The organism is Afipia sp. OHSU_II-C1 (genome assembly GCF_000497575.1).
Lineage (GTDB): Bacteria > Pseudomonadota > Alphaproteobacteria > Rhizobiales > Xanthobacteraceae > Afipia.
In genome coordinates, this window is the sequence record NZ_APJI01000006.1 from 308,654 (window position 1) to 334,786 (window position 26,133).

A 26,133-nucleotide genomic window follows, 5' to 3' on the forward strand; every position below is an offset into this window, starting at 1 on the left:
TCCGTTCACCGCCGGACAATTTACCGGCTCAAGCCTGGAAACCACCAAGGAGTCTGAAATGCAGTATGTCGATGGATTCGTGTTGCCGGTCCCGAAGAAGAACCTGAAAGCCTACAAGGCGCTGGCGAAGCTGGCCTGCAAGGTCTGGCTCGATCATGGCGCGCTCGATTATCGCGAATGTGTCGCCGAAGACGTCAAGCCCGGCAAGCTGACGTCGTTTCCGCAGAGCGTGAAGCTGAAGGCCGGCGAGACTGTGGTCTTCTCATGGATCACCTACAGGTCGCGCAAGCATCGCGACGCCGTGATGGCCAAGGTGATGAAGGATCCGCGCCTCGCGAAAATGATGGATCCGAAGAAGATGCCGTTCGACGCCAAGCGCATGTTCTTCGGCGGCTTCGACACCATCGTCACGGCGTAGAGCCGCAATCACGGCTCTGGTCCGCCAGACGATCGAGAACCCGTCTCAACGACATCTTGCTCCCCTCTGTCAAACCAACAGGATATTCCGATGACTTCGATCACGCCGTTCCTCTGGTTCGATAACAACGTCCCCGAGGCTGTCGCTTTTTACAAATCGGTGTTTCCCAACGCCAAAGTCGAAACCGTCAATGATTTCATGGCGACCTTTGAACTCGAAGGCCAGAAGTTCAACGCTCTCAATGGCGGCCCGAGATTCAAGTTCAACGAGGCAATCTCCTTCTTCGTCAGCGTCGAGAGCCAGGAGGAGGTGGATTACTTCTGGAACAAATTGACCGCCGACGGTGGGGAAGAATCGAAATGCGGATGGCTCAAGGATAAATTCGGCCTGTCATGGCAGATCGTCCCCACCGCGCTTGGAGAGTTGATGAAAGGCGGCACGCCGGCGCAGTCACAGAAAGTGATGGAAGCCATGATGAAAATGGTCAAGCTCGACATCAAAACCTTGAAGCAAGCGTATGAGCAGGCTGCCTGACGCGGCCTGGAACCGCGAAACTCCGGGCCGGAATGGGGTCAAAGCCGTTCCGGCCCGTGGAGGCGCAACCAATCTCTACGCCCGCGCGTTTCATACCGCGTGGGCGCAAGCCGAAGCCGTCGTGATGCAAAGGAGCACAGCCATGTTGAAAGCAAGTCATGCATTCAGCGGCTTCTCGGCCAACGATATCGGAAAGGCGAAGGAGTTCTATGGCCGCACACTGGGACTTGAGGTCTCCGAAGACCACGGAATCCTGAACCTGCATCTCGGCGGCGGCGCCCATGTGCTGATCTATCCGAAAGCCAACCACGCGCCCGCGACCTTCACCGTTCTCAACTTTCCGGTCGATGACGTCGACAAGGCGGTCGACGAACTCGGGAAACGCGGCGTGCGTTTCGAAATCTACAACGAACCGGAATTCAAGACCGACGCAAAGGGCATTTCCCGTGGCAACGGCGGCCCGACCATCGCATGGTTCAAGGACCCCGCAGGCAACATCCTGTCCGTGCTCGATGCCAATGGCATAATGTAACGAGGAAATCACCATGACGTCCCACGGCCATTTCCATTGGAACGAATTGATGACGCCGGACCCGGAACGCGCCAAGCAGTTCTATCAGAAAACCATCGGCTGGACCTTCGAGGGCATGCCGATGGAGGATGGCGCAACGTATTGGGTCGCCTATGCCGACGGTGAAATGGCCGCCGGAATTTTTCCGACCAACAGGCCCGCTTTCGAAGGCGTCCCCGAGGGCTGGATGTCCTACCTGGCAGTCGATGATGTGGATGCGCGGGTAAAGGCGGCGGTTGCTGCGGGCGCGCAACTGATGCGGCCGATTTTCGATGTCCCTAATGTGGGACGCATCGCGATCCTGACCGAGCCCGGCGGCGCCGGTATCGGATGGATCACGCCAGTGGCCGATTAGACCGAAATATCGAGATTGCCGCCGACACCCGGCGGGTTGTTCGCAGCAGGCTGGAGCAGTTGCAGCACCGACTTCTCCGAATCGATGTTCTGCTTCATGACGCTGGTTGCAATCTGCTGCTGGGTGTTTGCAGCCTGCATGGCCATCATGCTGCTGACGATGCTCATCACGTCCATGGAAAACGCACTCTCCGACTCAAGTTGAGCGACCGTAGCCGGAGACGGTTAACAATTTTATCTGAAGGACGCGCGGCGAATTACCGCGTCGGGACCGGCTTGTCGCCGCGGTAGTCGTAGAAACCGCGCTGCGACTTGCGGCCGAGCCAGCCGGCTTCGACATACTTCACCAGCAGCGGGCACGGACGATACTTCGAATCCGCCAGCCCCTCATGCAGCACCTGCATGATCGACAGACAGGTATCGAGGCCGATGAAGTCCGCAAGTTCCAGCGGGCCCATCGGATGATGTGCGCCGAGCTTCATCGCCGCGTCGATGGCCTCGACGTTCCCGACGCCCTCATAGAGCGTGTAGATCGCCTCGTTGATCATCGGCAGCAGGATGCGATTGACAATGAACGCCGGGAAATCCTCGGAGACGGCAATCTGCTTGCCCATCGCGGTGACGAATTCGCGCGCTGTGTCGAACGTCGCATCATCGGTGGCGATGCCGCGGATCAACTCGGCCAGCTCCATCACCGGAACCGGATTCATGAAATGGATGCCGATGAATTTCTCGGGCCGGTCGGTCGAAGCCGCAAGCCGGGTGATCGAGATCGACGACGAATTCGATGCGATAATCGCCTCGGGCTTCAGCACAGCGCAGAGATCGTGGAAAATCTTGCGCTTGATCTCTTCCTTCTCGACCGCGGTCTCGATCACAAGATCGCAGGCGGCCAGCCCGTCGAGACTGTCGGCCGAACTGATCCTGGTGAGAGCCTTCTTGTGCGCGTCTTCGGTGATGGTCTTCTTGGCGACCTGACGCGACAGATTGCCGTTGATGGTGGCCATCGCGGACTTCAGGCGATCGGCGGACACATCGTAAAGCACGACATTGAAACCAGCGAGGGCGGCAACGTGCGCAATGCCGTTGCCCATCTGCCCCGATCCAATCACACCAACCGTCTTGATCGTTGCCATTCGCTTCCGGTCTCTATGGCTCGCTATCGCAGGATGCGGCAATCACCTTGCCGCACCCTCTTTAACATTACGTCAAACACCAGCCGGGGTTTCGAAAGACCCGCCGGAACGCTCAACATAGCAGGTTCCGGGCGCGTTGCGCGCCCGGAAGTTCGTCTCAAAGGGCGGCGGTCAGTTCAGGAACCGCCTGATAGAGATCGGCAACCAGACCGAAGTCCGCGACCTGGAAGATCGGGGCGTCTTCGTCCTTGTTGATCGCAACGATCACCTTGGAGTCCTTCATGCCGGCCAAATGCTGGATCGCGCCGGAAATACCGATGGCGATGTACAGTTCGGGCGCGACCACCTTGCCGGTCTGGCCGACCTGCCAGTCGTTCGGCGCGTAGCCCGCGTCCACCGCAGCGCGCGAAGCGCCGACGCCGGCGCCGAGCTTGTCCGCCAGCGGCTCGATGTACTTGGTGAAGTTCTCGCGGCTCTGCATGGCGCGGCCACCGGAAACGATGATCTTCGCCGAGGTCAGTTCGGGACGATCGCTCTTGGCGACTTCCTCACCGACGAAGCTCGACAGCGCCGGGTCGGCCGCAGCCGCTGCGTTGTCGACCGATGCGCTGCCGCCGTCGCCGGTCGCACCGAAGGTCGAGGTGCGGACGGTGATGACCTTCTTGGCGTCCTTCGACTTCACGGTCTGGATCGCGTTGCCGGCGTAGATCGGCCGCTCGAACGTGTCGGGCGAAACCACCTTGATGATCTCGGAGATCTGCGCCACGTCGAGCAGAGCCGCAACACGCGGCAGCGTGTTCTTGTAGCGGGTGGTCGCCGGCGCAACGATGGCGTCATACGGACCTGCGAGCGAGACGATCAGCGCGGCCAGCGGCTCGGCGAGGTCGTGCGCGTAAGCAGCGCCATCGGCCAGCAGCACCTTGCGGACGCCCTTGAGCTTCGCGGCGGCTTCAGCCGCGCCCTTGGCGCCTTCGCCAGCCACAAGCACGTCGACCTCGCCGCCGAGCGCGGCAGCGGCGGTCAGCGCCTTGTTGGTAGCGTCCTTGATCGATGCGTTATCGTGTTCAGCAATCAGCAACGTGGCCATCAGAGCGCCCCCGCTTCCTTGAGTTTCGACACCAGCTCAGCGACGTCCTTGACCTTGACGCCGGCCTTGCGGCCCGGAGGTTCGGTTGTCTTGAGAACTTCGAGGCGCGGCGACAGATCGACGCCGAAGCTGTCGGCAGCCTTCTCGTCGATCGGCTTCTTCTTCGCCTTCATGATGTTGGGAAGGCTCGCGTAGCGCGGCTCGTTGAGACGCAGGTCGGTGGTGACGATTGCTGGTCCCTTGACCTTGACAGTCTGGAGGCCGCCGTCGACTTCGCGCGTGACCTTGAAGTCCGATCCATCAACTTCAAGTTTCGATGCGAAGGTCGCCTGCGCCCAGCCGAGCAATGCCGCCAGCATCTGGCCGGTCTGGTTGCTGTCGTCGTCGATCGCCTGCTTGCCGAGAATGATGAGGCCCGGCTTTTCCTCTTCCGCAACGGCCTTGAGGATCTTGGCGACGCCGAGCGGCTCGACGGTCGCATCGGTCTTCACAAGGATGCCGCGGTCGGCGCCCATGGCGAGGCCGGTGCGGATCGTCTCCGAGGCCTGCGCGGGCCCGATCGACACCACCACGACCTCGGTCGCCTTGCCGGCCTCTTTCAGGCGCAGGGCTTCCTCGACAGCGATTTCGTCGAACGGATTCATCGACATCTTGACGTTGGCGAGCTCAACGCCCGTCCCGTCGCTCTTGACGCGAATTTTGACGTTGTAGTCAACGACGCGCTTAACCGGCACCAGAACCTTCATCGGTTCCCTTTCGTCCTGAAATGGTTGATCACATCCACTTTAAAGCGGTTGGCGGCGGAACCTAATGGTCCCGCCAATCCGGGTCAACGCGCGAAAACTGGAAAACGAGGAAGGTATACCTAATATCTCGGCTTACCGGTTTTGCCCCGGAACCCAGAGCACGTCGCGGGCGCCGTTATCATTGACCGCGCGGCTCGCCACAAACAGGAAATCCGACAGCCGGTTCAGATACTGCACGGCTGCATCGCTCACCGGCTCGTTAGGCTGGGATGCCAGTTCCACCACCATCCGTTCCGCCCGGCGGCAGACGGTGCGGGCCAGGTGCAGATGAGCAGCGGCGGGTGTTCCGCCAGGCAAAATAAACGAATTCAGCGGCGCCAGATCGGCATTGAGCGCGTCGATGTCCTGCTCCAGACGCTCGACCTGTGTGGCCAGCACGCGCAGCCGCTCGGCCTTGCCCTCCCGCTGCGGAACAGCCAGATCCGCGCCGAGATCGAACAGATCGTTCTGCACCCGGCCGAGCATGGCATCGATTACCGGGACCTGCGCCAGATGCAGGCGGGCCACACCGATCACCGCGTTGGTTTCGTCGACGGTTCCATAGGCGCTGACACGAAGATCATACTTCGGGCGCCGCTCGCCGCTGCCGAGCGCTGTCGTCCCGTCGTCGCCGGTGCGCGTGTAAATCCGGTTGAGAATGACCATCGCGTCGATCCGTTGTCGCGGTTGAAATCGTCCGCCTCGTCAATCAGCTCTTGCCCAGCGCCCAGACGGCAAGCATCGCGATGACGATGGCGATAAACTGAAACAGCACACGCAGCCGCATCAACCGTTGCGAGGTGTCGGGCGAGCCGCCGCGCATCATGTTGAACAGGCCAAGCAGCAGCACGATCGTAACCGCAGCCAATGCGATGGGAAGAGCTATGCTCGAGAGGAAAGTTACCATGAGGGGTACATAACACCGCCGACGGCCCCGCGCCATCACCTGCCGGAGAACCTTTTACCCTCTCAACCGTACATGACTTTAGGAGCCCGGCGCGCTACATCTTAAGGGCGGTGAATCAGGGTGACACGTGAGGCTGATCCGAGACGCTTTCAATGTCGCACTCGATGCGTTCTACACGTTCCTGGCCGATGACGGCTGGGCGATCGCAAGCCACATCGCTTTGTCGGCGCTGATGGCGCTGTTTCCCTTCCTGATCGTGATTACCTCCCTTGCCGGTGTTTTCGGATCGAAGGAACTGGCCGATCGGGCCGCCGAAATGATGCTGGAGACGTGGCCCACGCAGGTCGCCGATGCGCTGTCCGGCGAAATCCATAACGTGCTGACCCAATCGCATAGCGGTGTTTTCACCATCGGCGTCGTGCTCGCGCTGTACTTCGCATCGAACGGTGTCGAAAGCCTGCGCGTCGGGCTGAACCGCGCTTATGGTGTAGTCGAACAGCGGCGCTGGTACTGGCTACGGCTGGAATCGATCGGCTACACCATGGTCGCGGCCGTGACCTCACTGGCGATGGCGTTCCTGATCGTGCTGGGTCCGCTGATCCTGGCCGCCGCGCGGCGCCACATTCCGCTTCGGATCGAACCGAACGAAGATCTCTTTACGATCCTGCGCTTTGGGCTGACCATTATCGCGCTGATCGTGACGCTTGTGATCCTGCACAAGTGGCTGCCGGCCGGAACGCGCCGCATGCGCGAGATTCTGCCGGGCATTGTCTTCACGATGATCGGATCGCTCGTGTCCGGCGTGGTGTTCGGCCAGTACCTCGCGCGTTTCGCCAGCAACTATGTCACGACCTACGCCGGCCTTGCGTCGGTGATGATCGCGCTGGTGTTTCTGTATTTCATCGCGGCGATTTTCGTGTACGGCGGCGAACTCAACGCCTCTATCGTCAAATGGCAGAATGCTCACGCCGCGTCGCCTCAAGAAGCGCCGTCGCCAGCGCGCGCGGGCTGACGGGTTTTGTCAGGAAGGCATCAGCACCCGCGGCGCGCGAAGCCTGTTCGTCATCTGCCCGTCCCGAGATACCGATGATGGCGATACGCCCGTGGCGTCCTTCAAGCGCCCGGACACGCCGGATCGCTTCAACGCCATTGATGCCCGGAAGCACCATGTCCATCAGTACCGCATCGAAATCGCCTTGCGCGATCCGTTCCGGCGCAGCCTCACCGCGCCCGATGAATTCGGTCAGATGGCCGAGCTCGGTCAGAATGGCATTGAGCACGACGCGGCCGAACGGATTGTCTTCGATGCTCAGGATGCGCAGGCCCTGCGCCGCGCGCAGCGGCGCATCCGCGCCCGATGTGGACGGCTGCATTTCCCTGGCCCGTTTCAGCGCAACGGTCAGCACGAATGTCATGCCGCCGCCGGACCGCTGGCTTGCCGTGACGTCGCCGCCCATGGCGCGGGCAAGCTGCCTCACCGACGACAATCCGAGGCCTGCGCCCCCGAAGCGGGAGGCAATGCTGACATTCGCCTGCGAGAACGGCTTGAACAGCCTCCTGATCTCCGCAAGCGAAAGCCCGATGCCGCTGTCGGACACAGAGAACGTCACGTCGAGCCTGTCGCCACGACCGGCGCGGGCCGCAACGTCGAGGGTCACCGTGCCCTGCTGTGTGAACTTGACGGCGTTGTCGATCAGGTTTTCCAGCGCCGCCCGCAGGCGCACCGGATCGCCGATGACAAAGGCCGGCAGTTTCGCGGCGATCCCGACCTGCGGTTGCAATCCCTTCGCCGCGGCGCGCCCGGCCAGCGAATCCCCCATCGCCCGCGACAGCGCCTGGAGGTCGAAAAAGTCCTGGCGCACCGCCAGTCCGGCGCTGTCGTGCCGCGCCGCATCGACAAACAATGTAGCCAGTGCCGCAAGATGCTCGGCGCCCACCCTGATCGTATCGATCCAGCGCCGCTCGCGCTCGCCAAGTTCTGACGTCGCCAGCAGCGAACTGATTGCGAGAATCCCCGTCAACGGCGTGCGGACCTCGTGAGCGAACGCAGCCAGCGCAGCCTCGACTACACGCGAGTCCGGCTCCGGCCGTTTCACCCGCCGTTTGGCCGCCGGCTTCGGAGCAGCCTTCATTGCAGCAGCCTTTTTCGATGCCGCTGTTTTCGCCGCGCGCGTCTTCCGCGCGGGCGTCTTGGCGCCACGCTTGACGCGCGTCTTCAGGCTACGCTTGACGCGCGATTTCGCCGCCATGATTCCCCACCCATCCAGCCTCCAACATGGCATGTCGGAGGCTGCCGAGTCACGCCACCGCGGGTTTAAGCGGGGTTAATACCAACAAGACGCCGCACCTCTGCCGGCGTCATCCCGCCGGCCCGCAAATCCCTGAGTGCGGTGGACCTTGTCGATTTCGACAGTTTCTGCCCGGCGTCGTCCAGCACCAGGGTATGGTGGCGGTAGACCGGCTGCGGCAACCCGAGCAGTTCCTGAAGCAGGCGGTGGACGCCGGTCGCCCAGAACAGATCCTGCCCCCGCACCACGTCGGTTATGCCTTGCAAGGCGTCGTCGATCACAACCGACAGGTGGTAGCTCGTGGGCGTGTCCTTGCGGGCGAGGATCACATTACCCCACTGCTCGGCCCTCGCAGGCACCTGACCGGTCTCACCGCCTGGACCTGCGCCTTGCTCCACCCAGAACAACGCGCCGGTACGCGCCACGGCCGCTTCCATATCCAGCCGCAAGGCGTAAGGCGCACCCGAGGATGTTTTCCGGCCACGCTCCTCGCTCGTCAGTTGCCCGCCGATGCCGGGATAGACCGGAGCGCCATCGGGATCGCGCGGCCATGGCCCCGCCCGCTCCTTTGCATCAACCAAACGTGCGATTTCGGCGCGGCTTTCGAATGCCGGATAAAGCAGGCCGTCGCGCATCAGGCGATCAACCGCCTCGCGATAGAGCGCAAGGTGCTCCGACTGCCGTCGCACCGGTTCTTCCCACGTCAGGCCGAGCCACGCGAGATCCTCAAAGATGGCCTGCTCGTATTCAGGGCGGCAGCGGGTGGCGTCGATATCCTCGATACGCAGCAACAAACGTCCGCCGCTCTGCCGGGCGAGATCGAAATTCAGCAGCGCCGAGCGCGCGTGTCCGAGATGGAGAAATCCATTCGGACTTGGCGCAAAACGGAAAACGGGTAGCGGCATGGTTCGGCCTTTATCCCGATGCGAAGAGGCATTTGCACCCGCGCCGGATTCGCTTCATGTTCTAACCAAATGACAGTCCATCTCAACACCCAAGCGGACCTCGAGGACGCTGTTCACGCGCTGGTCCGTTTCGATCCCCGGCTCAGCCCCGTGCTCGAGGTTGCCGGGATGCCGAACCTGCGGCGGCGCGAACCCGGCTTCGCCGGTCTCGCGGCCATTGTCTGCGGCCAGCAGTTGTCGACAAAAGCCGCCGCCGCCATCTGGAGCCGCGTCAGCACGACGTTCGATCCGTTTCATCACGACAAGCTCAAGAGCGCACGAGCGGACCGGCTCGGACGCCTTGGATTGTCGGCGGCGAAAATCAAGTCGCTGAAATTCATCGCGCGCGAATTGAGCGAAGAACGGCTCAACCTCGACGTGCTCGCGGAGGAAGACGCAGACGCGGCCCACGCAACTTTGAAGAAGCTGCACGGCATCGGACCATGGACTGCCGACATCTATCTCCTGTTCTGTCTCGGTCACGGCGATGCTTGGCCGGCTGGCGATCTTGCGATTCAGGAAGCGATGCGGATCGGACTCGCGCTGAAGTCGCGGCCGACGGTCAAGGAGATGCATCCGCTGGCGGAGCCGTGGCGGCCGTTTCGCGGCGCGGCGGCGCATCTGTGGTGGTCGTACTATCACGCGGTCAAGAAGCGCGAAGGCGTAATCGCGGGAACAGCGGCAGCCTCGCCAAAAACGACCACCAAGAAAAAAACTGCAAAAGCGAAAACCGTTTCAAACACCAAGGACGTTTTAAACAAATCCCGCGTCGCAAAAACGTCAGCGAAGCCGACGAAGAATGCGCTACGAAAGAAAGCGGCAAAGACAACGGGAGCGCGGAAATGACTTCGTCCACTCAATTCATCGTGGAGCGTAATGATCTGGCGAAATGCCGAGTGATCGAGACGCCGCTGCCTGGCGTGATGCAATTGCCCGAAAATGGATTGCTGGTAAAGGTCGAGCGTTTCGCTCTCACCGCGAACAACATCACCTACGCGATGCTCGGCGACCAGTTGAAGTACTGGCATCTGTTTCCCACCCCCGAGGGCTTCGGCAACATTCCGGTCTGGGGATTCGGCCGCGTCATCGAATCGCGTCATCCGGACATCGCCGTCGGCGAAGTGCTGTTCGGCTATCTGCCGATGGCGACGCATCTCGTGATCGAAGCCGCCGACGTCAAGAAAACAGGTTTTCGCGACGCCGCCGCGCATCGGCAGAGCGTCTCGCCGGTTTACAATGCCTATGCCCGCGTCACCGGCGATCCGGCGTTCGAAGGCCGCGAAGGCGACTATCAGGCGCTGCTGCGGCCGCTGTTCATGCTCTCGTTCCTGGTGGACGACTTCCTCGCCGACAAGGATTTCTTCGGCGCGAAGGCCGTGATCCTGTCCAGCGCGTCCAGCAAAACGGCATTCGGGCTGGCGTGGCTGCTGCACAGCCATCGCAAACCCGTGCGCGTGATCGGACTCACGGCGGCGGGGAATATGGACTTCGTCACATCGCTCGGCTGTTACGACGAGGTCGTGACATACGACAACATCGGGACCATTCCCGCGGATCAGCCGGTCGCCTTCGTCGATATGGCGGGCAATCCCGATCTGCGCACCCGGCTGCACAGGCACTTCGGCGGCCAGTTGGTTTACAGCGGACGGGTCGGCCTGACCCATCAGGATGCAGCGCCCGACGACGACGCCCTGCCCGGCGCCAAGCCGACATGGTTCTTTGCGCCGGACCAGATCCGCAAGCGCGCCAAGGAATGGGGCCCCGGAGGAATCGACCAGCGATTCGGCGCGGTCTGGTCCGGCTTCACCGCCGCGATGGGCCCCAAGCTCGATGTGATCGAAAGCCGGGGTTCCGACGCGGTCCAGCAGGTTTACCTGGATACGCTCAAAGGCCGCGTAAAACCGGCACAAGCGCACATGCTGTCGATGGCCGATTGAGGCGAAGCGCTCACCGGCAGGTGAGCGGAAACGCTCTTCACAATCCCGTCACGCTGCCTGTAGTATGTCATCCCAAGCTGCTTCGCAGCCAATTGGGGTTGGGGCCAGGAGCGTTACTTGAACGCACATGTGTCACAAGGCGGTTGGCCGGTCCTCGTGCTGAATGCGGACTTCCGGCCGCTGAGCTACTATCCGCTTTCGCTCTGGTCCTGGCAGGACGCTGTCAAGGCCGTGTTCCTCGACCGCGTCAATATCGTTGCCAATTACGACCACGCGGTTCACAGCCCCACCTTCGAGATGCGGCTGCCGAGCGTGGTTTCGCTCAAGTCGTTCGTGAAGCCGACGACACATCCCGCCTTCACCAGGTTTAACGTCTTCCTGCGCGACCGTTTCTCCTGCCAGTACTGCACCTCGCAGGAGGACCTGACCTTCGACCACATCATCCCGCGCTCCCGCGGCGGCCAGACCACGTGGGAAAACGTCGTCGCGGCATGCTCGCCGTGCAACCTGCGCAAGGGCAACATGACCATGGCGCAGGCGAAAATGCATCCGCGCCAGATGCCGTTCGCGCCGACGGTGCACCAGCTTCACCGCAACGGCCGGCTATTCCCGCCGAACTACCTGCACGAAAGCTGGCTCGACTATCTCTACTGGGACACCGAACTCGATCCGTAAGCGTTCGCGCTCAGGCTTCCTGATGGAACGGATAATCCGTGTAGCCCGCTTCCGCGCCGCCATAAAACGTCGCGCGATTATAAGGCGTGAGCGGCGCCTTCTCCCTGATGCGGAGCGGGAGATCCGGATTCGAGATGAAGTGACGGCCGAATGCGATCGCGTCCGCCTTGCCTGATGCGATGGCATTTTCTGCGGTCTCACCGGTGAAGCCCCCCGCTGTGATCAGGACGCCCGGCCAGAGCGGCCTGAACAACTCCATCGCCGATGGCACGTTCTGATGATTGACCTCGGCACGGCCCGCGCCGCTGCTGCGCGGCTCGATGAAATGCAGATAGGCAAGACCCCGTGTGCCCAGCGCTTTCACAACATGACCATACAGCGGCATCGGGTCGGCTTCGCCGGTGTCGTTGGCAACGCCGTAAGGCGACAGGCGTACGGCCACACGGTCAGCGCCCCAGACGCCGGTGGCCGCGTCGGTCACCTCCAGCAGCAGACGCGCGCGGTTCTCGATCGATCCGCCGTACTGGTCTGTTCGCTGATTGATGCGCGACTGAAGAAACTGCTCAAGCAGATAGCCGTTCGCGCCATGGATCTCGACGCCGTCGAACCCGGCTTCCTGCGCGTTCCGCGCTCCCTCGCGGAAGCTGTCGACGATTCCCGCGATCTCGCCGGTTTCGAGCGCCCGCGGTGTCTCGTAAGGCACCTGCTTTCCATCGGCCGTCATGGCGGTGAAATTGCCGGAGATCGGAACGGCTGATGGCGCGACCGGCAAGGCCCCGCCAGGCTGGAACGAAGAGTGCGAGACACGCCCGACGTGCCAGAGCTGCAGGAAGATGATGCCGCCCTTGGCATGAACCGCATCGGTGATTTCGCGCCATCCAGCAATCTGCTCGCGCGAATAGATGCCCGGCGTTCTGGGATTGCCTCGCCCGGTTTGAACGACCGGCGATGCTTCGGCGATAATCAAGCCGCCCTGCGTGGCGCGCTGCTGGTAGTATTCGAGGTTCAACGGATGCGGCGCGTTGTCCTGCTGCGCGGCCCGCATCCGAGTCAGCGGAGCCATGACGACGCGGTGGCTGAGCTGATACGGTCCAACCTTCAGGGGAGAAAAAAGCGAGGGCGACATCACGCAAGCTCCGAGTTCGGCATCAGGGAATGACGCGTTATCACAGCTTGCGTTTTTTCTCTTCATTTCGAGCGCGCATGGCAGACCTACGCTCCGATGACGCGGCCGCCGTCCAGTTGCGCATTCGATCGCCGGAGGCAAATTTCCTATTATCGCGCCGATGCGTCGTCTTCCACGCCAGATTTCACAGCGGGATCGCCAGCATTCTGTTTCAAGGTCATCGCCGACCAAAAAATGGACAAGGCAATACTCGTCATTACACGCGGCATGAGGAACAACATCTGTAATCTCCACATAAACTTGTGGAGCAACCTTTGAAGGGAAGCAGTTGTTCCTGAAGGCGGCACGCAAAAAATAATAAAGGTCAGGAACTTCCTTGAGCCGAACGCGCGCAGACATCATTGCGCACCTGTTGAACCGGAGCCTCACAGATCTCCGTGGGCCTAGGCAGCCGCCATCCGCGCCGCGCGCTTGATCGCCTGAGGCGGCTGGCCGAACGCCCGCAGGAACGCCCGGCGCATCCGCTCGGGATCGGAAAACCCGGTCTCGCGCGCGATCACATCAACGGGATGCTGTGCCTCCTCCATCAAAATCCGCGCCGCTTCGACCCGCAGGTTCTCGACTGCTTTTGCGGGTGACTGTCCGGTTTCCGAGCGGAACGCACGGCTGAACTGACGGGGACTGAGCCGCGCCGCTTCCGCCAGCACTTCGACCGACAGATCGTTTTTCAGATTCTTCTTGGCGAAAGCGAGGGCATCCTGAATGCGATCGGATTTTGGCTGGAGTTCGAGCAGCGCCGAGAACTGCGACTGCCCGCCGGTCCGCCGGTGATAGACCACCATCTTGCGGGCCACGCCGCGCGCGACATCCACGCCGAGATCGCTCTCGACCATCGCCAGACAAAGATCGATGCATGATGTCATGCCCGCCGAGGTCCACACCGATCCATCGACAATGAAAATCTTGTCTTCCTGAACTTTGACCTTCGGAAACTGGGCCTGCATGTTCCGCGCAAACGCCCAGTGCGTGGTGGCGCGTCGTCCGTCGAGAATGCCCGCCTCTGCGAGCACGAAGGCGCCGGTGCAAATGCTGGCGACCCGCCGCGACTCCTTGCTGGCCGAGTTGATGAAAGCAAGAAGACCCGCAGAAGACGGGACGGGCGACATCCAGCCGGTCACCATGACGGTGTCGAACTTCGCCTTGCTGAAGGGTCTTGTCTCAATCGGAACGCCCGACGAACTCGCAACCGGCCCGCCGTGCTCAGACAAAAGCTCGATTTCGTAGGCCGGCGCCGGGCCCGCCATGTTCGCCAGCTCGAACACCGAAATCGCAACAAGATCAAGGATCTGAAAGCCCGGAAAAATGACAAGACCAACGCGCTTCATGGTGGCGACTCTTTGTCCTGAAACGAGGTATATATGGCATTTAAGACGTATGGGTAGCGCCCTAGATTGATCCCGTCAACACCGGCCAGGCCGGTCCCATCGGATCAACACAGGACACACGACAATGTCTCAGCAACAGACCAAAGGCACGGCCCTGGTGACAGGCTCTTCCTCCGGCATCGGAGCCCTTTACGCGGACCGGCTGGCCCGGCGCGGGTATGACCTCATTCTGGTCGCACGTGACAAGGCAAGGCTCGACACGCTTGCAGCCAAGCTCGCCAAGGACACCGGCCGCAAGGTCGAGGTTTTGCCTGCTGACCTCAATGCGAAGGCCGACTTGCGCCGCGTCGAGGAGCGCCTGAAAACCGACCAGAGCATTACTGCACTGATCAACAATGCCGGCATCGGGTCCGCCGGACCGCTGCTGACCTCGGATGTCGATCAGATGGACGCGATGATCCAGCTCAACGTCGTGGCGCTGACCCGTCTGGCGCTCGCCGCCGCCCCGGCTTTCGTCGCGCGCAAGAACGGGCTCATCATCAACATCGCGTCGATCGTGGCGCTCGATACCGATGTGCTCAACGGCACCTACAGCGGCACGAAGGCTTATGTCGTCAATTTCACCCAGGCGCTGCACAAGGAATTCAAGGACAGCGGCGTTCGGGTTCAGGCCGTGTTGCCTGGCGCGACCGCAACGAATTTCTGGGATATTGCGGGCGTACCGGTCGCCCACCTGCCGCAGGGTATCGTGATGCAGGCGGACGAAATGGTCGATGCTTCGCTGGTTGGCCTCGACATCGGCGAACTCATCACCATCCCGTCACTGCCTGATGTGAAGGAATGGGAAAACTACGATGCGGCCAGAAAGGCGCTCACGCCGAAGCTGTCACGGGCGCAGGCTGCCGATCGCTACAAGAGAAAAAGCGCAGCATAACTTCCGCGCGAGCGAACAAGGCCGTCGCCCACCGGCGGGGGCCTTTCTCAGCGCAGCAACAGCGTGGCTGCGACCGGCACCAGCAGCGACGTCACCAGCGCGTTCAGTCCCATCGCGATGCCGGCGAATGTGCCTGCCACTTCGTCGACCTGAAACGCCCGCGCGGTGCCGATCCCGTGCGAGGCGAGTCCCGCAGCGAAACCCCGCGCGCGGAAATCGGTGATTCCCAGCCAGTTCATCGTCGGGGTCACCACGATCGCGCCCATGATGCCGGTCAGGACGGTTGCGACCGCCGTGATGGCGGGATTGGCGCCCAGAGTTTCGCTGATGCCCATGGCGACGCCCGCGGTCACCGATTTCGGCGCCAGCGACAGCACGATCTCCCGCGGCAACCCGGCAGCTTCCGCGAACAGCACCACCGACACGATCGCCGTGATGCAGCCCACCACCAGCGCCATCAGCATCGGGAGAATCGCCGACATCACAATCCTGCGGTTTTCATAAAGCGGCACCGCGAGCGCGACGGTCGCGGGGCCGAGCAGGAAATGCACGAACTGCGCGCCGCTGAAATAGGTCGTGTAGCTGGTCCCGGTCAGGTGAAGGAACAAGCCGACGATCCAGATCGAGTGCAGGACAGGATTCATCAGCGGGTTGCGATGGGTCGCGAGCGAGGCCGCGTCGGCGATCGCGTAGACCACAAGCGTCACGGTCAGCCACAGCAGCGGCGTCTGCGACAGATACACCCAGAGCGAAAACGGATTGCCGCTCATGACGCATTGCGTCCCCGGCGCATCAGGCGGCTGGTGATCAGAAAGGTCCCGACGGTGACAACCAGTGTCACCAGCACCGAAGCCGCCAGGATCACGAAGATTGCAAGACCGTGGTGCGCGAGCAGATCGAGCTGCTGCACCACGCCCACGCCCGCGGGGACGAACAGCAGCGACAGATGCGCCAGCATGCCTTTCGCGGTTCCTTCCACCGCGTTGTCGCGCAGCGGCCCTCGCGCCAGGACCGGAAAACGATCGCGCGTGATGAGCACGGCGAACAGAAGCGCGAGGCCCACCACCGGCCCCGGCACCGGCACCCGCAATCCGCGGACGATGACCTCGCCGATCAACTGACAGATCAGGATGACACTCAGGCTGGCGATCATGGGCGGCTCCGGCGCGGATACGCTGCATAACACGCAAGACAGGTCGCCGCTGTCAATCGCAGCACGCGGATGGAGGCATTGTTATTGCTGCGAGCGCCGATAAAGCTCGGAGATGTTTTTCCAGATCGTATCCTTGAGTTCGTTCGCAACGGGCCCCGTCAGAACCACCGGCGGTCTGTGACGCTTGATGCAGCCTTCAACCAGCCGCAGCACCCATACCTCGCCGTCGGTGTAGTAAAGGTCGCCTTCGCCGTTGCGGCCACGCAATGTGGGACCGACCCCGCCGACCGTGTAGCGCGCCTCGATCATCCCGGCGGCCTGCAGATCGGTTTCGATCAACCGCCGCTCCGCATCGACATCCGGCGCGATGTGATGTGTGACCGCGCCGGTGTAATGGCTGAATCCGACGCTGCGATCGAATGTCACCGCACCGAGCCAGACCGACCGCTTCTCCGCGCCGTCCTTCAGGACCATCCACAACCGGATGTGATGCCGCTGGTCGGCGCTCTTGCCGACGGGCTTTTCGAAGGCGAGATCCTCGCGGCGGCCGTCATAAAACAGCGGGCTGACCGGTGCGTCGGGATAGGGCTTATCCAGCAACACGCTGCCCGATATTTCCAGAGAGGAGCGCAATGTAATCGGATCGGCCGGAAACCATCCTGCCTCGCGCATGGCGCAAAGAATGTCGTTCGACGATCCAACCAGTCCGACATTGATTGGATCGGCGGGAATGCCCTGCGCGGTGACTGTCACCATCGGCAGGCCATCGAGTTTCTTCTGATGTTCGTAATGCCGCCAGAACGACGGCAGCAGCAGATAGGCGATCGCGCCATACGCAACGAGAACAACCGCGAGCGCCATGAGCGCCCGCTTCATGCGGCGCGATGGCGGTCGCGGCGTTGGACCGGCCGGACTCACAGCCGACCGGTCCATAGCCGTTCAACCAGTCTCAGCCTTTCAGCCGCTTGGTGCATTCGCTGTAATAGCCGCCGCCCTTCTGAATCCACTTCAGGCCGCCATTGGCATTGGCCGCCTTGTTGGCGTTGTATTGATCGACGCAGGTGTGCATGCGTGCCTTGCCCGCGGTCTCGCTGGAATACTTTGGTGCGATGGCTGTCGGATACACGGCTGCACCTGCGGCCGCGGGAGCCGCGGCAGGCTTCGGCGCTTCAGCAGCCTTTGGTGCTTCCTTCGGAGCAGCAGCGGCTTTCGGTGTTTCCTTGGGCGTGGCGGCCGCCTTCGGAGTTTCCTTGGGAGCCGCCGTCGTTGCCGCGGCCGGCGTCGCGTCGGCGCCGCATTGCGCCTTGCGGAAATCATTCCACTTCTGGTCACCGAGTGTGCCCGCCGCCTTTGCAGCCTGATATTTGGCGCTGCATTCCTGGGCGGTCAGGGCCTGCGCCGGCATCGCAGCGAAGGTTGCCGCACCAGCCAGCAGCGCCGCACAAAACAGATTGGCTCGGATTGTCATCGAACTCTCCTGAGTGAGGGATCTCGAACGCAGCACATCCTAGCTCACGCCGATTTGCATTCAACGCGCTGCCGCTCGCGCCGATCAAAAAATAATGAACTACAAAAGGCATTCCGCGCTGCGGCGTTCACCGGCGGTTCATCCTCGCGGGCCAAGGCTCGCGCCCATCTGCAACGCGAGACTTCCCCATGATCACTCTCCCTTCACGCATCCTTGTCACCGCTGCCGCCTCGTTGATGCTTGCCGGTGCCGCCTTCGCACAAACCGCGACGCCAGCCGCTCCGGCCGCGCCAGCGGCCAAGACTGAGCCGGCCAAAACTGCGCCTGCCAAGACGGTCACACCCAAAGAGAAAGCCGAACGCACCGCGGCCTCGCTCGAATGTTCGAAGCAGGCCGACGCCAAGGGACTGCACGGCAAGGAGCGCCGGAAATTCCGCTCCGAATGCAAGAAGACCGCCGGGAAGGCGAATTGAGCCTGTGAAACAAGGCGAGCCAGTCACCGGCTGGCTCGCCTTCGTTCTCTTTCGTCACGCTGCGCATGGAGAATGTGCGAGCCATGCTCGCGCTCCGTTTGCGGTGCATGGCGGGATTTGTGATAACGGCGTTGCCGTTCCTCGAATCCCGCCGCAATGACGCCTGTCCTTCAGAAGCTGTCGCGAGCTTTTCGCAACGTCCAGCCGTGCGACATCCTCCAAACGTTTGAAACGCTCCTGATCGGTCTGGCCGGAGGAGCCCTGTTTCGATGGCTGGAATTGCCCGGCGGATTGATCTCGGGCGCGATGATCGCGGTCGGGGCAGGCGCTATCGCGGGACGCCCGATGGGCCTGCCGCCGCTGATGGCGCATATCATCCTGATGACGCTCGGTCTGTCGCTGGGGTCGATGGTGTCGCCCCAGATGCTGACCAACATGGCGAGCTATCCGGTCAGCATCGCGATCCTCGCCGCGTCTACTTTCTGCGCTACGCTCGGCAGCAGCTTCTATCTCCAGCACATCCACAAGTGGGACCGCACATCCGCCCTGCTCGCCGGCAGCCCCGGCGCGCTGTCGCAGATCATCATGCTCGCCAACGAACGACGCGCCGATGTCGCCGGCATCGCGGTGGTGCAGACCATGCGCGTGATCATTCTGACGGCGGCATTGCCGTTGATCCTCGCGGCGTCCGGACTGGCCCCGCACGGCGGCTCCCCGATGCACGCGGCGCCAGCGACACCGCTTGCGCTCACGGTTCTCGCCGCCGTGTGCGTGGCGACATCGCTGCTGCTGCGTGTCATGAAGTTTCCGGCGAGCTGGATGTTCGGCGCCATGCTCGGCTCCAGCATCCTGCACGGCACCGGATCGATCGAAGGAGGCCTGCCGGACTGGGCCTACGCTGCCGCCCTGATCGGGATCGGGGCGCTGATCGGCACACGCTTTGCGAAAATCTCAGCGCGCACGCTGTTGAGCTACATGGCCGCAGCCATCGGATCGTTCATCGTAGCCATCGTCATTTCGGCGATTTTCATCGCGCTCGCGGCGCTGGCCACGCCGGCGCGGTTCGGCGACATCGTGGTCTCCTTCGCACCGGGGGCGATGGACGCCATGCTGGCGCTCGCGCTGACGCTGCACATCGATCCGATTTTCGTCGGCGCACATCATCTGTCGCGGTTTGTTTTCGTCTCGGTGGCGACGCCGGGCATCGTTCATCTGTTCGGCCGTCAACAGATCGACGCGGATGATTAGGTATAAACCCGTATCTTATCGCGCAGTACGTAGGCCCCAAGCAGCCAGCAGGGCCATGCCAAGCGAGATCAACGCGTTGTAACCAGCCAGCGACAGCCCGAGGAAACGCCACTGCACCTCATCGCAGCGGATCACCTTCACCTTGTTGAGGTTGTCCAGCAGGTTTCCGGTGCTGCCGAAATCGACGATCGGCCCGCTGCAATCGGTCGGTCCCTGCCAGAACCCCCATTCGACTCCGGCGTGATAGGCGCCGAGACCGGCATTGGCGAGCAATGCGAGCCCGAGAATGACAAGACCCGCACCGAGAAGGCGCCGCGAAGCGCCCTGCGAGGCGCCGATTGCAATCAGCGCCGCCAGCGGAATGGCGAGGTAGTAGGCATAACGCTGCTCCAGGCAGAGCGGACAGGGCCGGATATCGAGCACCAGTTCGAAGAACCACGCTCCGGCGATGGTCGCGCCGGCGATGACCGCAATTCCCGCACTGGCAATGAATATTGCATCGCGCGTGTGGTTAATGCGTCCCGATGCCGTCGTGGTGCCGTTTGACACGCCAAATCTCCTGTCCGGCATGGGTCCTAGCTTGCCCGCTGCCCGCTGTCGACGTTTGGCGCGATCACAGGCGGTTGACCGCAACGGCGCGCGAGCTATATTCCGCCCGCTTTACGACCCTGCCTTCGGGCAGCGGGCCCCTGTGGCGGAATTGGTAGACGCGCTCGACTCAAAATCGAGTTCCGCAAGGAGTGCTGGTTCGATTCCGGCCAGGGGCACCAACCAGGCTGTTCAAGCCCGTTCCGAAACGTCCGCAACCGTCCGCACCGTGCTCGGAAAGCCTTGAAAAATAGGCACTTCCGCGTACGTTCTAGTTCGTCACCGTTTGTTCTCCTCCGATCCCAGCCGCCCGATTTGCTGGTATTTTTGCTGGTATCGGGAGAACAAACGTTCACGGCGACTTTCGCTTTGCCGAATGAAGGAATTGAGCCGATGGGCGGCAAGAACGACGGCGCGTGCGCCAATCCCAAGCAGATTAAGACCGACGTCGACTGCCGCGCCGCCCGACCGAAATTCGACAATGGCGCGTGGAGTCCCGCTAAGATTTCCGACGTGACCGGCGGCTGGCTCTATCTCTTCGTCACGCCGGACGTGAGCAGGCCCGGCAACGCTGCCTCCAAGCTCTGGCGGATGGACTACCGTTTCCACGGCCGCCAGAAAACCTACTCCATCGGCCCCTACGGCAACGGCAGGGATGGCACGTTCTCGCTCGCAGACGCGCGGCGCGAGCGCGACAAGGCCAAAGACCTGCTCAAGGAAGGCAAAGACCCGAGCATCGAGAAGCAGCTCGACAAGCACAAGCAGGCCGCCGCCCGGCCTTTCGCGCAATGGGCCGATGAGTGGCTCGCCAAGAAGAAGGTGGAGAAAGTCAAGCGCGGCAGGATCGTCGCAGTGCGCGACCCCAAGACCGTCGAGGTGCTCGAGCTGCGCGTCGGCTACGTCAAGGCTCGCTTCGGCAAGCTGTGCAGGCAGGACATCAAGCGTCCCGACGTGCTCGCTTTCATGCGTTCATATGAAGCAGAGGGAAGGCTGGAAACCCGGGACCGAGTGCGCAGCATCGGCGAGCAGATCTGCGACTATGCCGACGTCGAAGGCGACGGCTACAATCCATTCCGCAACCTGAATGGACAGATGATTGCCAACATTTCGACGCCGCGTCCCGGTGTCACCGAACCACGCGACGTCACGCGCGTCTTCAAACTTATCAGCGCACCGTGGACGAGAGCGAGATTTGGTGACGTCGTTGGCCTTGCCTTGCGCTTCAATGCGCTGACCATTCCCCGCCCCGGCATGGTCAATGAAATGGAATGGGGCGAGGTCGATTGGGATGCCAAACGCTGGACTGTTCCAGCTCCCAAGATGAAGACCGGTTGGGACCATGTTGTGCCCTTGTCACGACAGGCACTCGCGATCCTGCGTAGCGTCCAGAAGCTGACCGGCCATCGCCGGTACGCGTTTTCCTGCTCGAAGGACGCGCCGCTATCAAACAATACGCTCAACAAGCGCTTGCGGCTGCTTGGCATTGATACCAAGACTGATCATTGTGCCCACGGATTCCGGACCACGTTCTCGACTCTATCTCACCACGAAGAGATCAAGGACGCCAAGGCATGGGATGGCGATGTCGTCGAGCTGCAGCTCGCACATCTCGATAACTCTACTGTGGAAGGTCTCTACAAGAAGCACGGACCCCTCGCGCTGATCGGCTCGCGCACGAAGCTGATGCAGCATTGGGCTGATCGGATCGACCACTGGCTCGATCCCAAGAAGGTGATGCCGATCAAGGGAGGCGCGCAGGCTTGAGTCGCCTATCATCAGGCCTGTTAAGTTGCCCAATTCAACCCGTCGCAAAGCTCATGTGATAATCGTCGACGCTTGTGCATCTCGTGCTGGAAGGATCGATTTCGCATCCGTTGCATCGCGTTGCGCTTGTCCGCCTGAGATAACCGCAACAGCCGTTGTCGCCTAGATCCAATGCTTTGCCGTGGCTTCGAACGGCCGGATACAATGGAGAAGCAGTGCGACGGAGAGAGTGTCAGTCAGCCCCCGCTGAAAGATAAAGCATTTTCGACCTTCCTGGACTACGGCCACGTCCGAAATATCATCTCCGGCAGCCGAAATTACCGGAAGGGTCATAATACTGTTTCGAAGAGGGGATGGTTGCGGGGGGTGCAACACCCGTATTAGTTCGAGGGCAATCCCACGGCCCGCAGCATGGCCCTGCTAATCGGCCCAATGTCGGATGTGGCTACCGGCCATAAGCGAAGCGGGGTGTCCAGCTTCGCTCCAATTCAGCATCCTCATCCTCCTCATCGAGAGGGGCTTCGGGCAGCCCCTCGCTGGTCAACACGGTCAAGGTGTAGCCGTATTTGCCAAGGCCGATGATCTCTTCATCAAGAGTGATCCGACCCGGGCCGTCGAACCATGTCGCCAAGTCGGTTTCACCAACGGCGCGTTCGGCGCGAAGGACATTCGCCGCATCCGCGTTGAACCTCTGCGTCGCTCCGTCGGGCAAAGGAGCGCCTTTTCGCAAGAACGCTAGCTTGCCGAGATTCTTGAAAGACTCCGAGGTAAACGCATATGCGATCTCGTTGCCCTTGCTGACGATGATCGCCATCGGATAGCTGCCGCACTCCGCGGCCCGAATCGCGGCAGCCGTGATCGAACAATGGGCCTTCTCAGCCAGCTTGAGAATGCCGTCGAGGCCGATCTGATAATTGGAGAGCAGGTTGCGTGTGAGATTGGACGGCAAGAGAAGGCCGCTGGCGAAGTGGTCAGCCTCCAGCTCGATCGACGTATTCTGTGTAAAATTGGCGCGGGACATGTGCGCGCCGCCGGCCTTGATAATCTCCTCGGGATGGCCCGGCAGGAACCAATGCCCCAGCTCATGGCCAATGGAGAAATTCTCGAAGCCTTCGTTGCCGTGCTCGGTGGAGTAGATGATGGTGGCCGAATCACCGGCGAAGATGATCGCGCCGGACACGCCCGTCACTTCGGCTGGTTTCGCCTGGATGACAATATCCCTGGCCTTGGCGATCTCTCGAGGTCTAACTGGAAACTGATTGAAGCCAAATTCCTCAGCGACCTTTTCGCCGTGCTGGGTTGCCATCTTCAACCGAAAGCCCGCCATGTTTCGCCCCCTATTTCTTGTCCTTAATCATTGTGTCGATGATGTTCTGAATAAAAAGTCGATCTTTTGCGCTCAGCTTGTCTTCGTCGCGAAAGGCGGTCGTCGCGGCTTGCGCCCCGAGTAGGTAGTCGGCCGAGACCTTCAGCGCCTTCGCGAGCGCTCGCACGTTGTCGAACGACGGCTTGCGGCGCCCAGCCTCAAAATGGGCGATGGCCGAAGGTTGCATGCCGGCTTCCCTGGCCAGTTCGGATTGGCTTAGCTCCCGCGTTTCGCGCGTTTTGCGCAGGCGAGAGGCGAAGTCTTTTGGTGCGCTTGACTCGGCCATGACAGATCGTATAGAGTTCCATGTCTAGATCGTCGACAGCCCCGCGGGGCTATTTCTTCGGCTCAGGCTATGACAGAGCGTATAGCTACTTATTACGATTTGCGAATCAGGTCAAGGAATCAGGAGTTGTGAGCATGGCAGGCAAGAATCAGCATGTCGTTCCGCACGGTGACGAATGGGCCGTGCGTGGCGAAAGGAATGAGAGGGCAACCTCGATCCATCCGACCCAGGGAGATGCCGAACGGGCTGCACGGGAGATCGCGATCAACCAGCAGAGCGAAGTCGTCATTCATCGGCCGGACGGTCGGATTCGCGACAAGAATTCCTACGGGCACGATCCCTATCCTCCGAAGGGCTAAGCGACATGACGCAGGTTGCAGTTCCTTCAGATAAACCGCCGATTCGTCGAATTCTCTCGATTGACGGCGGCGGCATCATGGGAACGCAGCCGGCGTCCTTTCTTACGTCTCTGGAAGAGGATCTCGACCGGCCCATCGGAGAGTATTTCGATCTGATCGCAGGAACGTCCACGGGCGGCATTCTGGCGATCGGATTGGCGATGGGTCTTCCCGCGCGTGATCTCCTTGACCTCTATGTCCGTCGCGGCCCACACATTTTTGGACAGTCGGGCGGCGCTCTGGCGAGCTTCGCCGGCGACGCGTGGCGTCGCCTCAAGCACATCGTCACCCCGAAGCATGACGCTGATCTGCTGCGGAGCGAACTCTCTACAGTTCTCGGCAGCAGGCGCATTGGGGATGCGAGAACGCGACTGGTGATTCCCGCATGGGATGCCGACCATCGCGGTGTCTATATTTTCAAGACAGCGCATCATCCCCGCCTCAAGACCGATTACAAGCGCCTCGCCGTCGATGCCGCGATGGCGACGGCCGCCGCGCCCACCTACTACAAGCGCCACCGGACCGCCGAGGATGTCGGTCTGCTCGACGGCGGCGTATGGGCCAACAACCCGATCGCGTTGGCGGTGGTCGAGGCCGTCACTTTGCTCGACTGGCCGGCCAGCAGTCTGCGAGTGCTGAGCCTGGGCTGCGTCAACGAGGTCTACATGATCGGCGAGGCGCCTGGTTGGGGCGGTCTCGCAAAGGATGTGACCCGCCTGTTCATGGACGGCCAGTCGCATGGCGCGCTTGGTATGGCGAAGTTGCTTACCGGCCATCAATACGAACGTGAGGCGATTTTCCGGTGCTGCCCGGATGTGCCGAAGGATTTCTTCAATCTCGATGACACGCGCAAGATCGCGCAACTCAAAGGCATGGGCGCCTCATCAGCTCGTAAGGAGCGTCCTCGCATTGAACCCGTTTTTCTGACGGAAACTGCCGAATCGTTCAAACCTATCTACACCGTGAAAGGAATTGAGCCATGAATCAGATGTTCACGGCGCCTCCCCAGACGCATCTGCTTTTGCGCAAAGCCGAGGTTTACTCGCTCCTCGATCAGATTTGCCAAGCGCTGGAGTTGACCGCTGCTCAGCTTGAGGCTGCGCGGACGAGCTACGAGGCTGTCGCGGAATGGCTCTCCGGGTCGGACAACCCTCTTCTGAAGTGGATCGATATTTATGCTCACGGCTCGACCGGCCTCGGCACGACGGTCAAACCGATCGGGCGCGAAGATTTCGACGTCGATCTCATCTGCAAGGTGCTGCGCTTTACCGCTGACCGGCCACCGGCAGAGTTGAAACGCATTGTCGGCGATCGCCTGAAGGAGAACGCGCGCTACGCTGCCATGCTCGAAGAGAAGAAGCGCTGCTGGCGCTTGAACTACGCACGCGAATATCATCTCGACATCTCGCCGACGATCAACAATGCCAAATGCGCAAACGGCGGCGAATTGGTTCCCGACAAGAAGCTGCGGGAATTCAAACCGACGAATCCGAAAGGCTACAAGGCGCTCTTTGAACGCAGGGCAGCCCTAATCCCCACCTTGCGGATGCAAAAGGCTCTCGCTGCCGAGGACCGTGCGGCCGTCGAGCCCTTCCCTGTGCATGGCACCGCCAAAGGCATCCTGCGGCGGACGGTGCAGATCCTCAAGCGGCATCGTGATGTGCATTTCCTGGAAGTCGTCGAGGAGATCGCACCGATCTCCATCATCATCACCACGCTCGCGGCACAGTCGTATGAGTATTGCGTCAAGAGCTTTGTTTTCGATTCCGAACTTGACGTTCTGATCGCGACCATTCGGTTGATGCCACACTTCATCGATAAGCCGGTCGTCAATGGTCGGCGGATCTATGTGGTGGCCAACGAAACCACGGTCGGCGAGAACTTCGCCGAGCGCTGGAATACTGAGCCGGCTCGCGCCGCCGCCTTCTACGAGTGGCATGCGAAGGCACTGGCGGACTTCGAGGCCCTTCCGGATTTGCAGGGCATCGACGTTATCGGCAAGAGCTTGGAAGGAAGCCTCGGGAGTTCGGTCGTTCGCAAAGTTATCGATGCTCGCACCGACAGCATTTCGCAGGCACGCACGGCCAAGAAGCTCTACGTCGCGCCGACGGTCGGGCTCACGCTGTCCAGCGCGGCCAATGCGACGCCGGTTCGCTCCAACACGTTCTTCGGTGACTAGGTGTTTTCGCGTGACCGCCCAGACCTGACGCCCGCGCAGCAGTTTATGTTTCTGCGCGCCAATCCCATCTGTACGGGGACAGGCCGGCTGCACGCGACTGGCTTTATTTGGGATTATCGTGACAGGCCG

The 26,133-nt window shown here is 61.5% G+C and carries 32 protein-coding genes and 1 tRNA gene; 16 read left to right on the forward strand and 17 right to left on the reverse strand.

The features are described 5' to 3' along the window. The first annotated feature begins 58 nt into the window (after window positions 1-58). From I554_RS0106660 to I554_RS0106675, 4 genes are all read left to right on the forward strand, one after another. Entirely contained in the window at window positions 59-418 is a 360-nt protein-coding gene (locus I554_RS0106660; protein ID WP_024574799.1) for a DUF1428 domain-containing protein, read from the forward strand. A gap of 90 nt (window positions 419-508) precedes the next feature. Continuing rightward, complete coding sequence (locus tag I554_RS0106665) at window positions 509-952, forward strand: VOC family protein (RefSeq protein ID WP_024574800.1); 444 nt, start codon at window positions 509-511, stop codon at window positions 950-952. 142 nt (window positions 953-1,094) lie between these two features. Further along, complete coding sequence (locus I554_RS0106670; RefSeq protein ID WP_024574801.1) at window positions 1,095-1,484, forward strand: VOC family protein; 390 nt, start codon at window positions 1,095-1,097, stop codon at window positions 1,482-1,484. Between the two features lie 13 nt (window positions 1,485-1,497). Next, window positions 1,498-1,878, forward strand: a complete 381-nt coding sequence (locus I554_RS0106675; RefSeq protein WP_024574802.1) for a VOC family protein — start codon at window positions 1,498-1,500, stop codon at window positions 1,876-1,878. Here I554_RS0106675 and I554_RS0106680 read toward each other — a convergent pair. The 6 genes from I554_RS0106680 to I554_RS0106705 all read right to left on the reverse strand — a co-directional run bounded on the left by I554_RS0106680 (window position 1,875) and on the right by I554_RS0106705 (window position 5,792). Next, complete coding sequence (locus I554_RS0106680; protein ID WP_006018796.1) at window positions 1,875-2,054, reverse strand: YjfB family protein; 180 nt, start codon at window positions 2,052-2,054, stop codon at window positions 1,875-1,877. The two genes, I554_RS0106675 and I554_RS0106680, sit on opposite strands and share 4 nt — an antisense overlap. Window positions 2,055-2,134: 80 nt before the next feature. Beyond that, a complete protein-coding gene (locus I554_RS0106685) occupies window positions 2,135-3,013 on the reverse strand; it encodes a 3-hydroxybutyryl-CoA dehydrogenase (RefSeq protein WP_024574803.1) in 879 nt (292 codons plus the stop codon). Between the two features lie 157 nt (window positions 3,014-3,170). Then, window positions 3,171-4,100 (reverse strand): FAD-binding protein, encoded by a 930-nt coding sequence (locus tag I554_RS0106690; RefSeq protein ID WP_024574804.1) that lies wholly within the window; start codon window positions 4,098-4,100, stop codon window positions 3,171-3,173. Then, window positions 4,100-4,846: an electron transfer flavoprotein subunit beta/FixA family protein gene (locus tag I554_RS0106695; RefSeq protein ID WP_024574805.1), complete on the reverse strand. Its 747-nt coding sequence runs from the start codon at window positions 4,844-4,846 to the stop codon at window positions 4,100-4,102. The genes I554_RS0106690 and I554_RS0106695 overlap by 1 nt, the downstream gene beginning before the upstream one ends. Before the next feature lie 132 nt (window positions 4,847-4,978). Then, complete coding sequence (locus I554_RS0106700) at window positions 4,979-5,551, reverse strand: cob(I)yrinic acid a,c-diamide adenosyltransferase (protein ID WP_024574806.1); 573 nt, start codon at window positions 5,549-5,551, stop codon at window positions 4,979-4,981. A 43-nt stretch (window positions 5,552-5,594) separates the two neighbouring features. Beyond that, complete coding sequence (locus tag I554_RS0106705; protein WP_024574807.1) at window positions 5,595-5,792, reverse strand: twin transmembrane helix small protein; 198 nt, start codon at window positions 5,790-5,792, stop codon at window positions 5,595-5,597. 127 nt (window positions 5,793-5,919) lie between these two features. Between I554_RS0106705 and I554_RS0106710 the strand changes: the two genes are divergently transcribed. After that, on the forward strand, window positions 5,920-6,804 hold the full coding sequence (locus I554_RS0106710; RefSeq protein WP_024574808.1) for a YihY/virulence factor BrkB family protein: 885 nt from the start codon (window positions 5,920-5,922) through the stop codon (window positions 6,802-6,804). Here I554_RS0106710 and I554_RS0106715 read toward each other — a convergent pair. Next, on the reverse strand, window positions 6,740-8,041 hold the full coding sequence (locus tag I554_RS0106715) for an ATP-binding protein (RefSeq protein WP_024574809.1): 1,302 nt from the start codon (window positions 8,039-8,041) through the stop codon (window positions 6,740-6,742). The genes I554_RS0106710 and I554_RS0106715 overlap by 65 nt on opposite strands. A gap of 65 nt (window positions 8,042-8,106) precedes the next feature. Next, window positions 8,107-8,985, reverse strand: a complete 879-nt coding sequence (gluQRS, locus tag I554_RS0106720; protein WP_024574810.1) for a tRNA glutamyl-Q(34) synthetase GluQRS — start codon at window positions 8,983-8,985, stop codon at window positions 8,107-8,109. Between the two features lie 69 nt (window positions 8,986-9,054). Here gluQRS and I554_RS0106725 point away from each other — a divergent pair, with 69 nt between their 5' ends. The 3 genes from I554_RS0106725 (at window position 9,055) to I554_RS0106735 (ending at window position 11,636) form a co-directional block, all read left to right on the forward strand. Then, the gene (locus I554_RS0106725; RefSeq protein ID WP_024574811.1) at window positions 9,055-9,870 is read left to right on the forward strand and encodes a DNA-3-methyladenine glycosylase; all 816 of its coding nucleotides are present in this window, start codon (window positions 9,055-9,057) and stop codon (window positions 9,868-9,870) included. After that, window positions 9,867-10,961 (forward strand): DUF2855 family protein, encoded by a 1,095-nt coding sequence (locus I554_RS0106730; protein WP_024574812.1) that lies wholly within the window; start codon window positions 9,867-9,869, stop codon window positions 10,959-10,961. Before I554_RS0106725 ends, I554_RS0106730 begins: the two co-directional genes overlap by 4 nt. A 117-nt stretch (window positions 10,962-11,078) precedes the next feature. After that, window positions 11,079-11,636, forward strand: a complete 558-nt coding sequence (locus I554_RS0106735) for an HNH endonuclease (protein ID WP_006018785.1) — start codon at window positions 11,079-11,081, stop codon at window positions 11,634-11,636. Between the two features lie 10 nt (window positions 11,637-11,646). On the opposite strand, the gene I554_RS0106740 is transcribed toward I554_RS0106735, so the two are convergent. Beyond that, window positions 11,647-12,762, reverse strand: coding sequence for an alkene reductase (locus I554_RS0106740; RefSeq protein ID WP_024574813.1), 1,116 nt, complete (start codon window positions 12,760-12,762; stop codon window positions 11,647-11,649). Between the two features lie 443 nt (window positions 12,763-13,205). After that, the gene (locus I554_RS0106750) at window positions 13,206-14,147 is read right to left on the reverse strand and encodes a GlxA family transcriptional regulator (RefSeq protein ID WP_024574814.1); all 942 of its coding nucleotides are present in this window, start codon (window positions 14,145-14,147) and stop codon (window positions 13,206-13,208) included. A 124-nt stretch (window positions 14,148-14,271) separates the two neighbouring features. On the opposite strand from I554_RS0106750, the gene I554_RS0106755 reads away from it, so the two are divergent. After that, on the forward strand, window positions 14,272-15,081 hold the full coding sequence (locus I554_RS0106755; RefSeq protein ID WP_024574815.1) for an SDR family oxidoreductase: 810 nt from the start codon (window positions 14,272-14,274) through the stop codon (window positions 15,079-15,081). Window positions 15,082-15,128: 47 nt separating this feature from the next. Here the strand turns inward: I554_RS0106755 and I554_RS0106760 are convergent, their stop codons facing one another. The 4 genes from I554_RS0106760 to I554_RS0106775 all read right to left on the reverse strand — a co-directional run bounded on the left by I554_RS0106760 (window position 15,129) and on the right by I554_RS0106775 (window position 17,702). Beyond that, window positions 15,129-15,851, reverse strand: a complete 723-nt coding sequence (locus I554_RS0106760; RefSeq protein WP_024574816.1) for an LrgB family protein — start codon at window positions 15,849-15,851, stop codon at window positions 15,129-15,131. Further along, on the reverse strand, window positions 15,848-16,234 hold the full coding sequence (locus I554_RS0106765; RefSeq protein WP_024574817.1) for a CidA/LrgA family protein: 387 nt from the start codon (window positions 16,232-16,234) through the stop codon (window positions 15,848-15,850). Before I554_RS0106765 ends, I554_RS0106760 begins: the two co-directional genes overlap by 4 nt. An 81-nt stretch (window positions 16,235-16,315) precedes the next feature. Beyond that, complete coding sequence (locus I554_RS0106770) at window positions 16,316-17,110, reverse strand: LssY C-terminal domain-containing protein (RefSeq protein ID WP_244432724.1); 795 nt, start codon at window positions 17,108-17,110, stop codon at window positions 16,316-16,318. Window positions 17,111-17,183: 73 nt separating this feature from the next. After that, on the reverse strand, window positions 17,184-17,702 hold the full coding sequence (locus tag I554_RS0106775; RefSeq protein ID WP_024574819.1) for a hypothetical protein: 519 nt from the start codon (window positions 17,700-17,702) through the stop codon (window positions 17,184-17,186). A gap of 188 nt (window positions 17,703-17,890) precedes the next feature. On the opposite strand from I554_RS0106775, the gene I554_RS0106780 reads away from it, so the two are divergent. Then, the gene (locus I554_RS0106780; protein ID WP_029659368.1) at window positions 17,891-18,175 is read left to right on the forward strand and encodes a PsiF family protein; all 285 of its coding nucleotides are present in this window, start codon (window positions 17,891-17,893) and stop codon (window positions 18,173-18,175) included. 156 nt (window positions 18,176-18,331) lie between these two features. After that, window positions 18,332-19,423: an AbrB family transcriptional regulator gene (locus tag I554_RS0106785; protein WP_024574821.1), complete on the forward strand. Its 1,092-nt coding sequence runs from the start codon at window positions 18,332-18,334 to the stop codon at window positions 19,421-19,423. Window positions 19,424-19,438: 15 nt separating this feature from the next. Here I554_RS0106785 and I554_RS0106790 read toward each other — a convergent pair whose 3' ends face one another. Then, entirely contained in the window at window positions 19,439-19,939 is a 501-nt protein-coding gene (locus tag I554_RS0106790) for a disulfide bond formation protein B (protein ID WP_029659367.1), read from the reverse strand. Window positions 19,940-20,108: 169 nt separating this feature from the next. Here I554_RS0106790 and I554_RS0106795 point away from each other — a divergent pair. Then, window positions 20,109-20,193: transfer RNA gene (locus tag I554_RS0106795), tRNA-Leu, on the forward strand. A gap of 211 nt (window positions 20,194-20,404) precedes the next feature. Next, complete coding sequence (locus I554_RS0106800; protein ID WP_006018774.1) at window positions 20,405-21,775, forward strand: site-specific integrase; 1,371 nt, start codon at window positions 20,405-20,407, stop codon at window positions 21,773-21,775. 445 nt (window positions 21,776-22,220) lie between these two features. Here I554_RS0106800 and I554_RS0106810 read toward each other — a convergent pair whose 3' ends face one another. Both I554_RS0106810 and I554_RS0106815 read right to left on the reverse strand, forming a co-directional pair. Then, window positions 22,221-23,102 (reverse strand): ImmA/IrrE family metallo-endopeptidase, encoded by an 882-nt coding sequence (locus I554_RS0106810; RefSeq protein ID WP_006018773.1) that lies wholly within the window; start codon window positions 23,100-23,102, stop codon window positions 22,221-22,223. Window positions 23,103-23,112: 10 nt separating this feature from the next. After that, window positions 23,113-23,427, reverse strand: coding sequence for a helix-turn-helix transcriptional regulator (locus I554_RS0106815; RefSeq protein WP_013500416.1), 315 nt, complete (start codon window positions 23,425-23,427; stop codon window positions 23,113-23,115). Between the two features lie 134 nt (window positions 23,428-23,561). Here I554_RS0106815 and I554_RS0106820 point away from each other — a divergent pair, with 134 nt between their 5' ends. From I554_RS0106820 to I554_RS0106830, 3 genes are read left to right on the forward strand one after another with little or no spacing between them, the layout of a single operon-like run. Beyond that, on the forward strand, window positions 23,562-23,786 hold the full coding sequence (locus tag I554_RS0106820; protein WP_006018771.1) for a DUF2188 domain-containing protein: 225 nt from the start codon (window positions 23,562-23,564) through the stop codon (window positions 23,784-23,786). A 5-nt stretch (window positions 23,787-23,791) separates the two neighbouring features. Continuing rightward, window positions 23,792-24,808, forward strand: coding sequence for a CBASS cGAMP-activated phospholipase (locus tag I554_RS0106825; RefSeq protein WP_006018770.1), 1,017 nt, complete (start codon window positions 23,792-23,794; stop codon window positions 24,806-24,808). Continuing rightward, the gene (locus tag I554_RS0106830; RefSeq protein ID WP_006018769.1) at window positions 24,805-26,004 is read left to right on the forward strand and encodes a nucleotidyltransferase; all 1,200 of its coding nucleotides are present in this window, start codon (window positions 24,805-24,807) and stop codon (window positions 26,002-26,004) included. The genes I554_RS0106825 and I554_RS0106830 overlap by 4 nt, the downstream gene beginning before the upstream one ends. Window positions 26,005-26,133 lie beyond the last annotated feature (129 nt).

Bases quoted from the DNA above. Each gene is read 5' to 3' on its own strand.
- I554_RS0106660 (WP_024574799.1), top strand. From the start codon at position 59: ATGCAGTATGTCGATGGATTCGTGTTGCCGGTCCCGAAGAAGAACCTG.
- I554_RS0106665 (WP_024574800.1), top strand. From the start codon at position 509: ATGACTTCGATCACGCCGTTCCTCTGGTTCGATAACAACGTCCCCGAG.
- I554_RS0106670 (WP_024574801.1), top strand. From the start codon at position 1,095: ATGTTGAAAGCAAGTCATGCATTCAGCGGCTTCTCGGCCAACGATATC.
- I554_RS0106675 (WP_024574802.1), top strand. From the start codon at position 1,498: ATGACGTCCCACGGCCATTTCCATTGGAACGAATTGATGACGCCGGAC.
- I554_RS0106680 (WP_006018796.1), bottom strand. From the start codon at position 2,054: ATGGACGTGATGAGCATCGTCAGCAGCATGATGGCCATGCAGGCTGCA.
- I554_RS0106685 (WP_024574803.1), bottom strand. From the start codon at position 3,013: ATGGCAACGATCAAGACGGTTGGTGTGATTGGATCGGGGCAGATGGGC.
- I554_RS0106690 (WP_024574804.1), bottom strand. From the start codon at position 4,100: ATGGCCACGTTGCTGATTGCTGAACACGATAACGCATCGATCAAGGAC.
- I554_RS0106695 (WP_024574805.1), bottom strand. From the start codon at position 4,846: ATGAAGGTTCTGGTGCCGGTTAAGCGCGTCGTTGACTACAACGTCAAA.
- I554_RS0106700 (WP_024574806.1), bottom strand. From the start codon at position 5,551: ATGGTCATTCTCAACCGGATTTACACGCGCACCGGCGACGACGGGACG.
- I554_RS0106705 (WP_024574807.1), bottom strand. From the start codon at position 5,792: ATGGTAACTTTCCTCTCGAGCATAGCTCTTCCCATCGCATTGGCTGCG.
- I554_RS0106715 (WP_024574809.1), bottom strand. From the start codon at position 8,041: ATGGCGGCGAAATCGCGCGTCAAGCGTAGCCTGAAGACGCGCGTCAAG.
- gluQRS (WP_024574810.1), bottom strand. From the start codon at position 8,985: ATGCCGCTACCCGTTTTCCGTTTTGCGCCAAGTCCGAATGGATTTCTC.
- I554_RS0106725 (WP_024574811.1), top strand. From the start codon at position 9,055: ATGACAGTCCATCTCAACACCCAAGCGGACCTCGAGGACGCTGTTCAC.
- I554_RS0106730 (WP_024574812.1), top strand. From the start codon at position 9,867: ATGACTTCGTCCACTCAATTCATCGTGGAGCGTAATGATCTGGCGAAA.
- I554_RS0106740 (WP_024574813.1), bottom strand. From the start codon at position 12,762: ATGTCGCCCTCGCTTTTTTCTCCCCTGAAGGTTGGACCGTATCAGCTC.
- I554_RS0106750 (WP_024574814.1), bottom strand. From the start codon at position 14,147: ATGAAGCGCGTTGGTCTTGTCATTTTTCCGGGCTTTCAGATCCTTGAT.
- I554_RS0106755 (WP_024574815.1), top strand. From the start codon at position 14,272: ATGTCTCAGCAACAGACCAAAGGCACGGCCCTGGTGACAGGCTCTTCC.
- I554_RS0106760 (WP_024574816.1), bottom strand. From the start codon at position 15,851: ATGAGCGGCAATCCGTTTTCGCTCTGGGTGTATCTGTCGCAGACGCCG.
- I554_RS0106765 (WP_024574817.1), bottom strand. From the start codon at position 16,234: ATGATCGCCAGCCTGAGTGTCATCCTGATCTGTCAGTTGATCGGCGAG.
- I554_RS0106770 (WP_244432724.1), bottom strand. From the start codon at position 17,110: ATGAAGCGGGCGCTCATGGCGCTCGCGGTTGTTCTCGTTGCGTATGGC.
- I554_RS0106775 (WP_024574819.1), bottom strand. From the start codon at position 17,702: ATGACAATCCGAGCCAATCTGTTTTGTGCGGCGCTGCTGGCTGGTGCG.
- I554_RS0106780 (WP_029659368.1), top strand. From the start codon at position 17,891: ATGATCACTCTCCCTTCACGCATCCTTGTCACCGCTGCCGCCTCGTTG.
- I554_RS0106785 (WP_024574821.1), top strand. From the start codon at position 18,332: ATGACGCCTGTCCTTCAGAAGCTGTCGCGAGCTTTTCGCAACGTCCAG.
- I554_RS0106800 (WP_006018774.1), top strand. From the start codon at position 20,405: ATGGGCGGCAAGAACGACGGCGCGTGCGCCAATCCCAAGCAGATTAAG.
- I554_RS0106810 (WP_006018773.1), bottom strand. From the start codon at position 23,102: ATGGCGGGCTTTCGGTTGAAGATGGCAACCCAGCACGGCGAAAAGGTC.
- I554_RS0106815 (WP_013500416.1), bottom strand. From the start codon at position 23,427: ATGGCCGAGTCAAGCGCACCAAAAGACTTCGCCTCTCGCCTGCGCAAA.
- I554_RS0106820 (WP_006018771.1), top strand. From the start codon at position 23,562: ATGGCAGGCAAGAATCAGCATGTCGTTCCGCACGGTGACGAATGGGCC.
- I554_RS0106825 (WP_006018770.1), top strand. From the start codon at position 23,792: ATGACGCAGGTTGCAGTTCCTTCAGATAAACCGCCGATTCGTCGAATT.
- I554_RS0106830 (WP_006018769.1), top strand. From the start codon at position 24,805: ATGAATCAGATGTTCACGGCGCCTCCCCAGACGCATCTGCTTTTGCGC.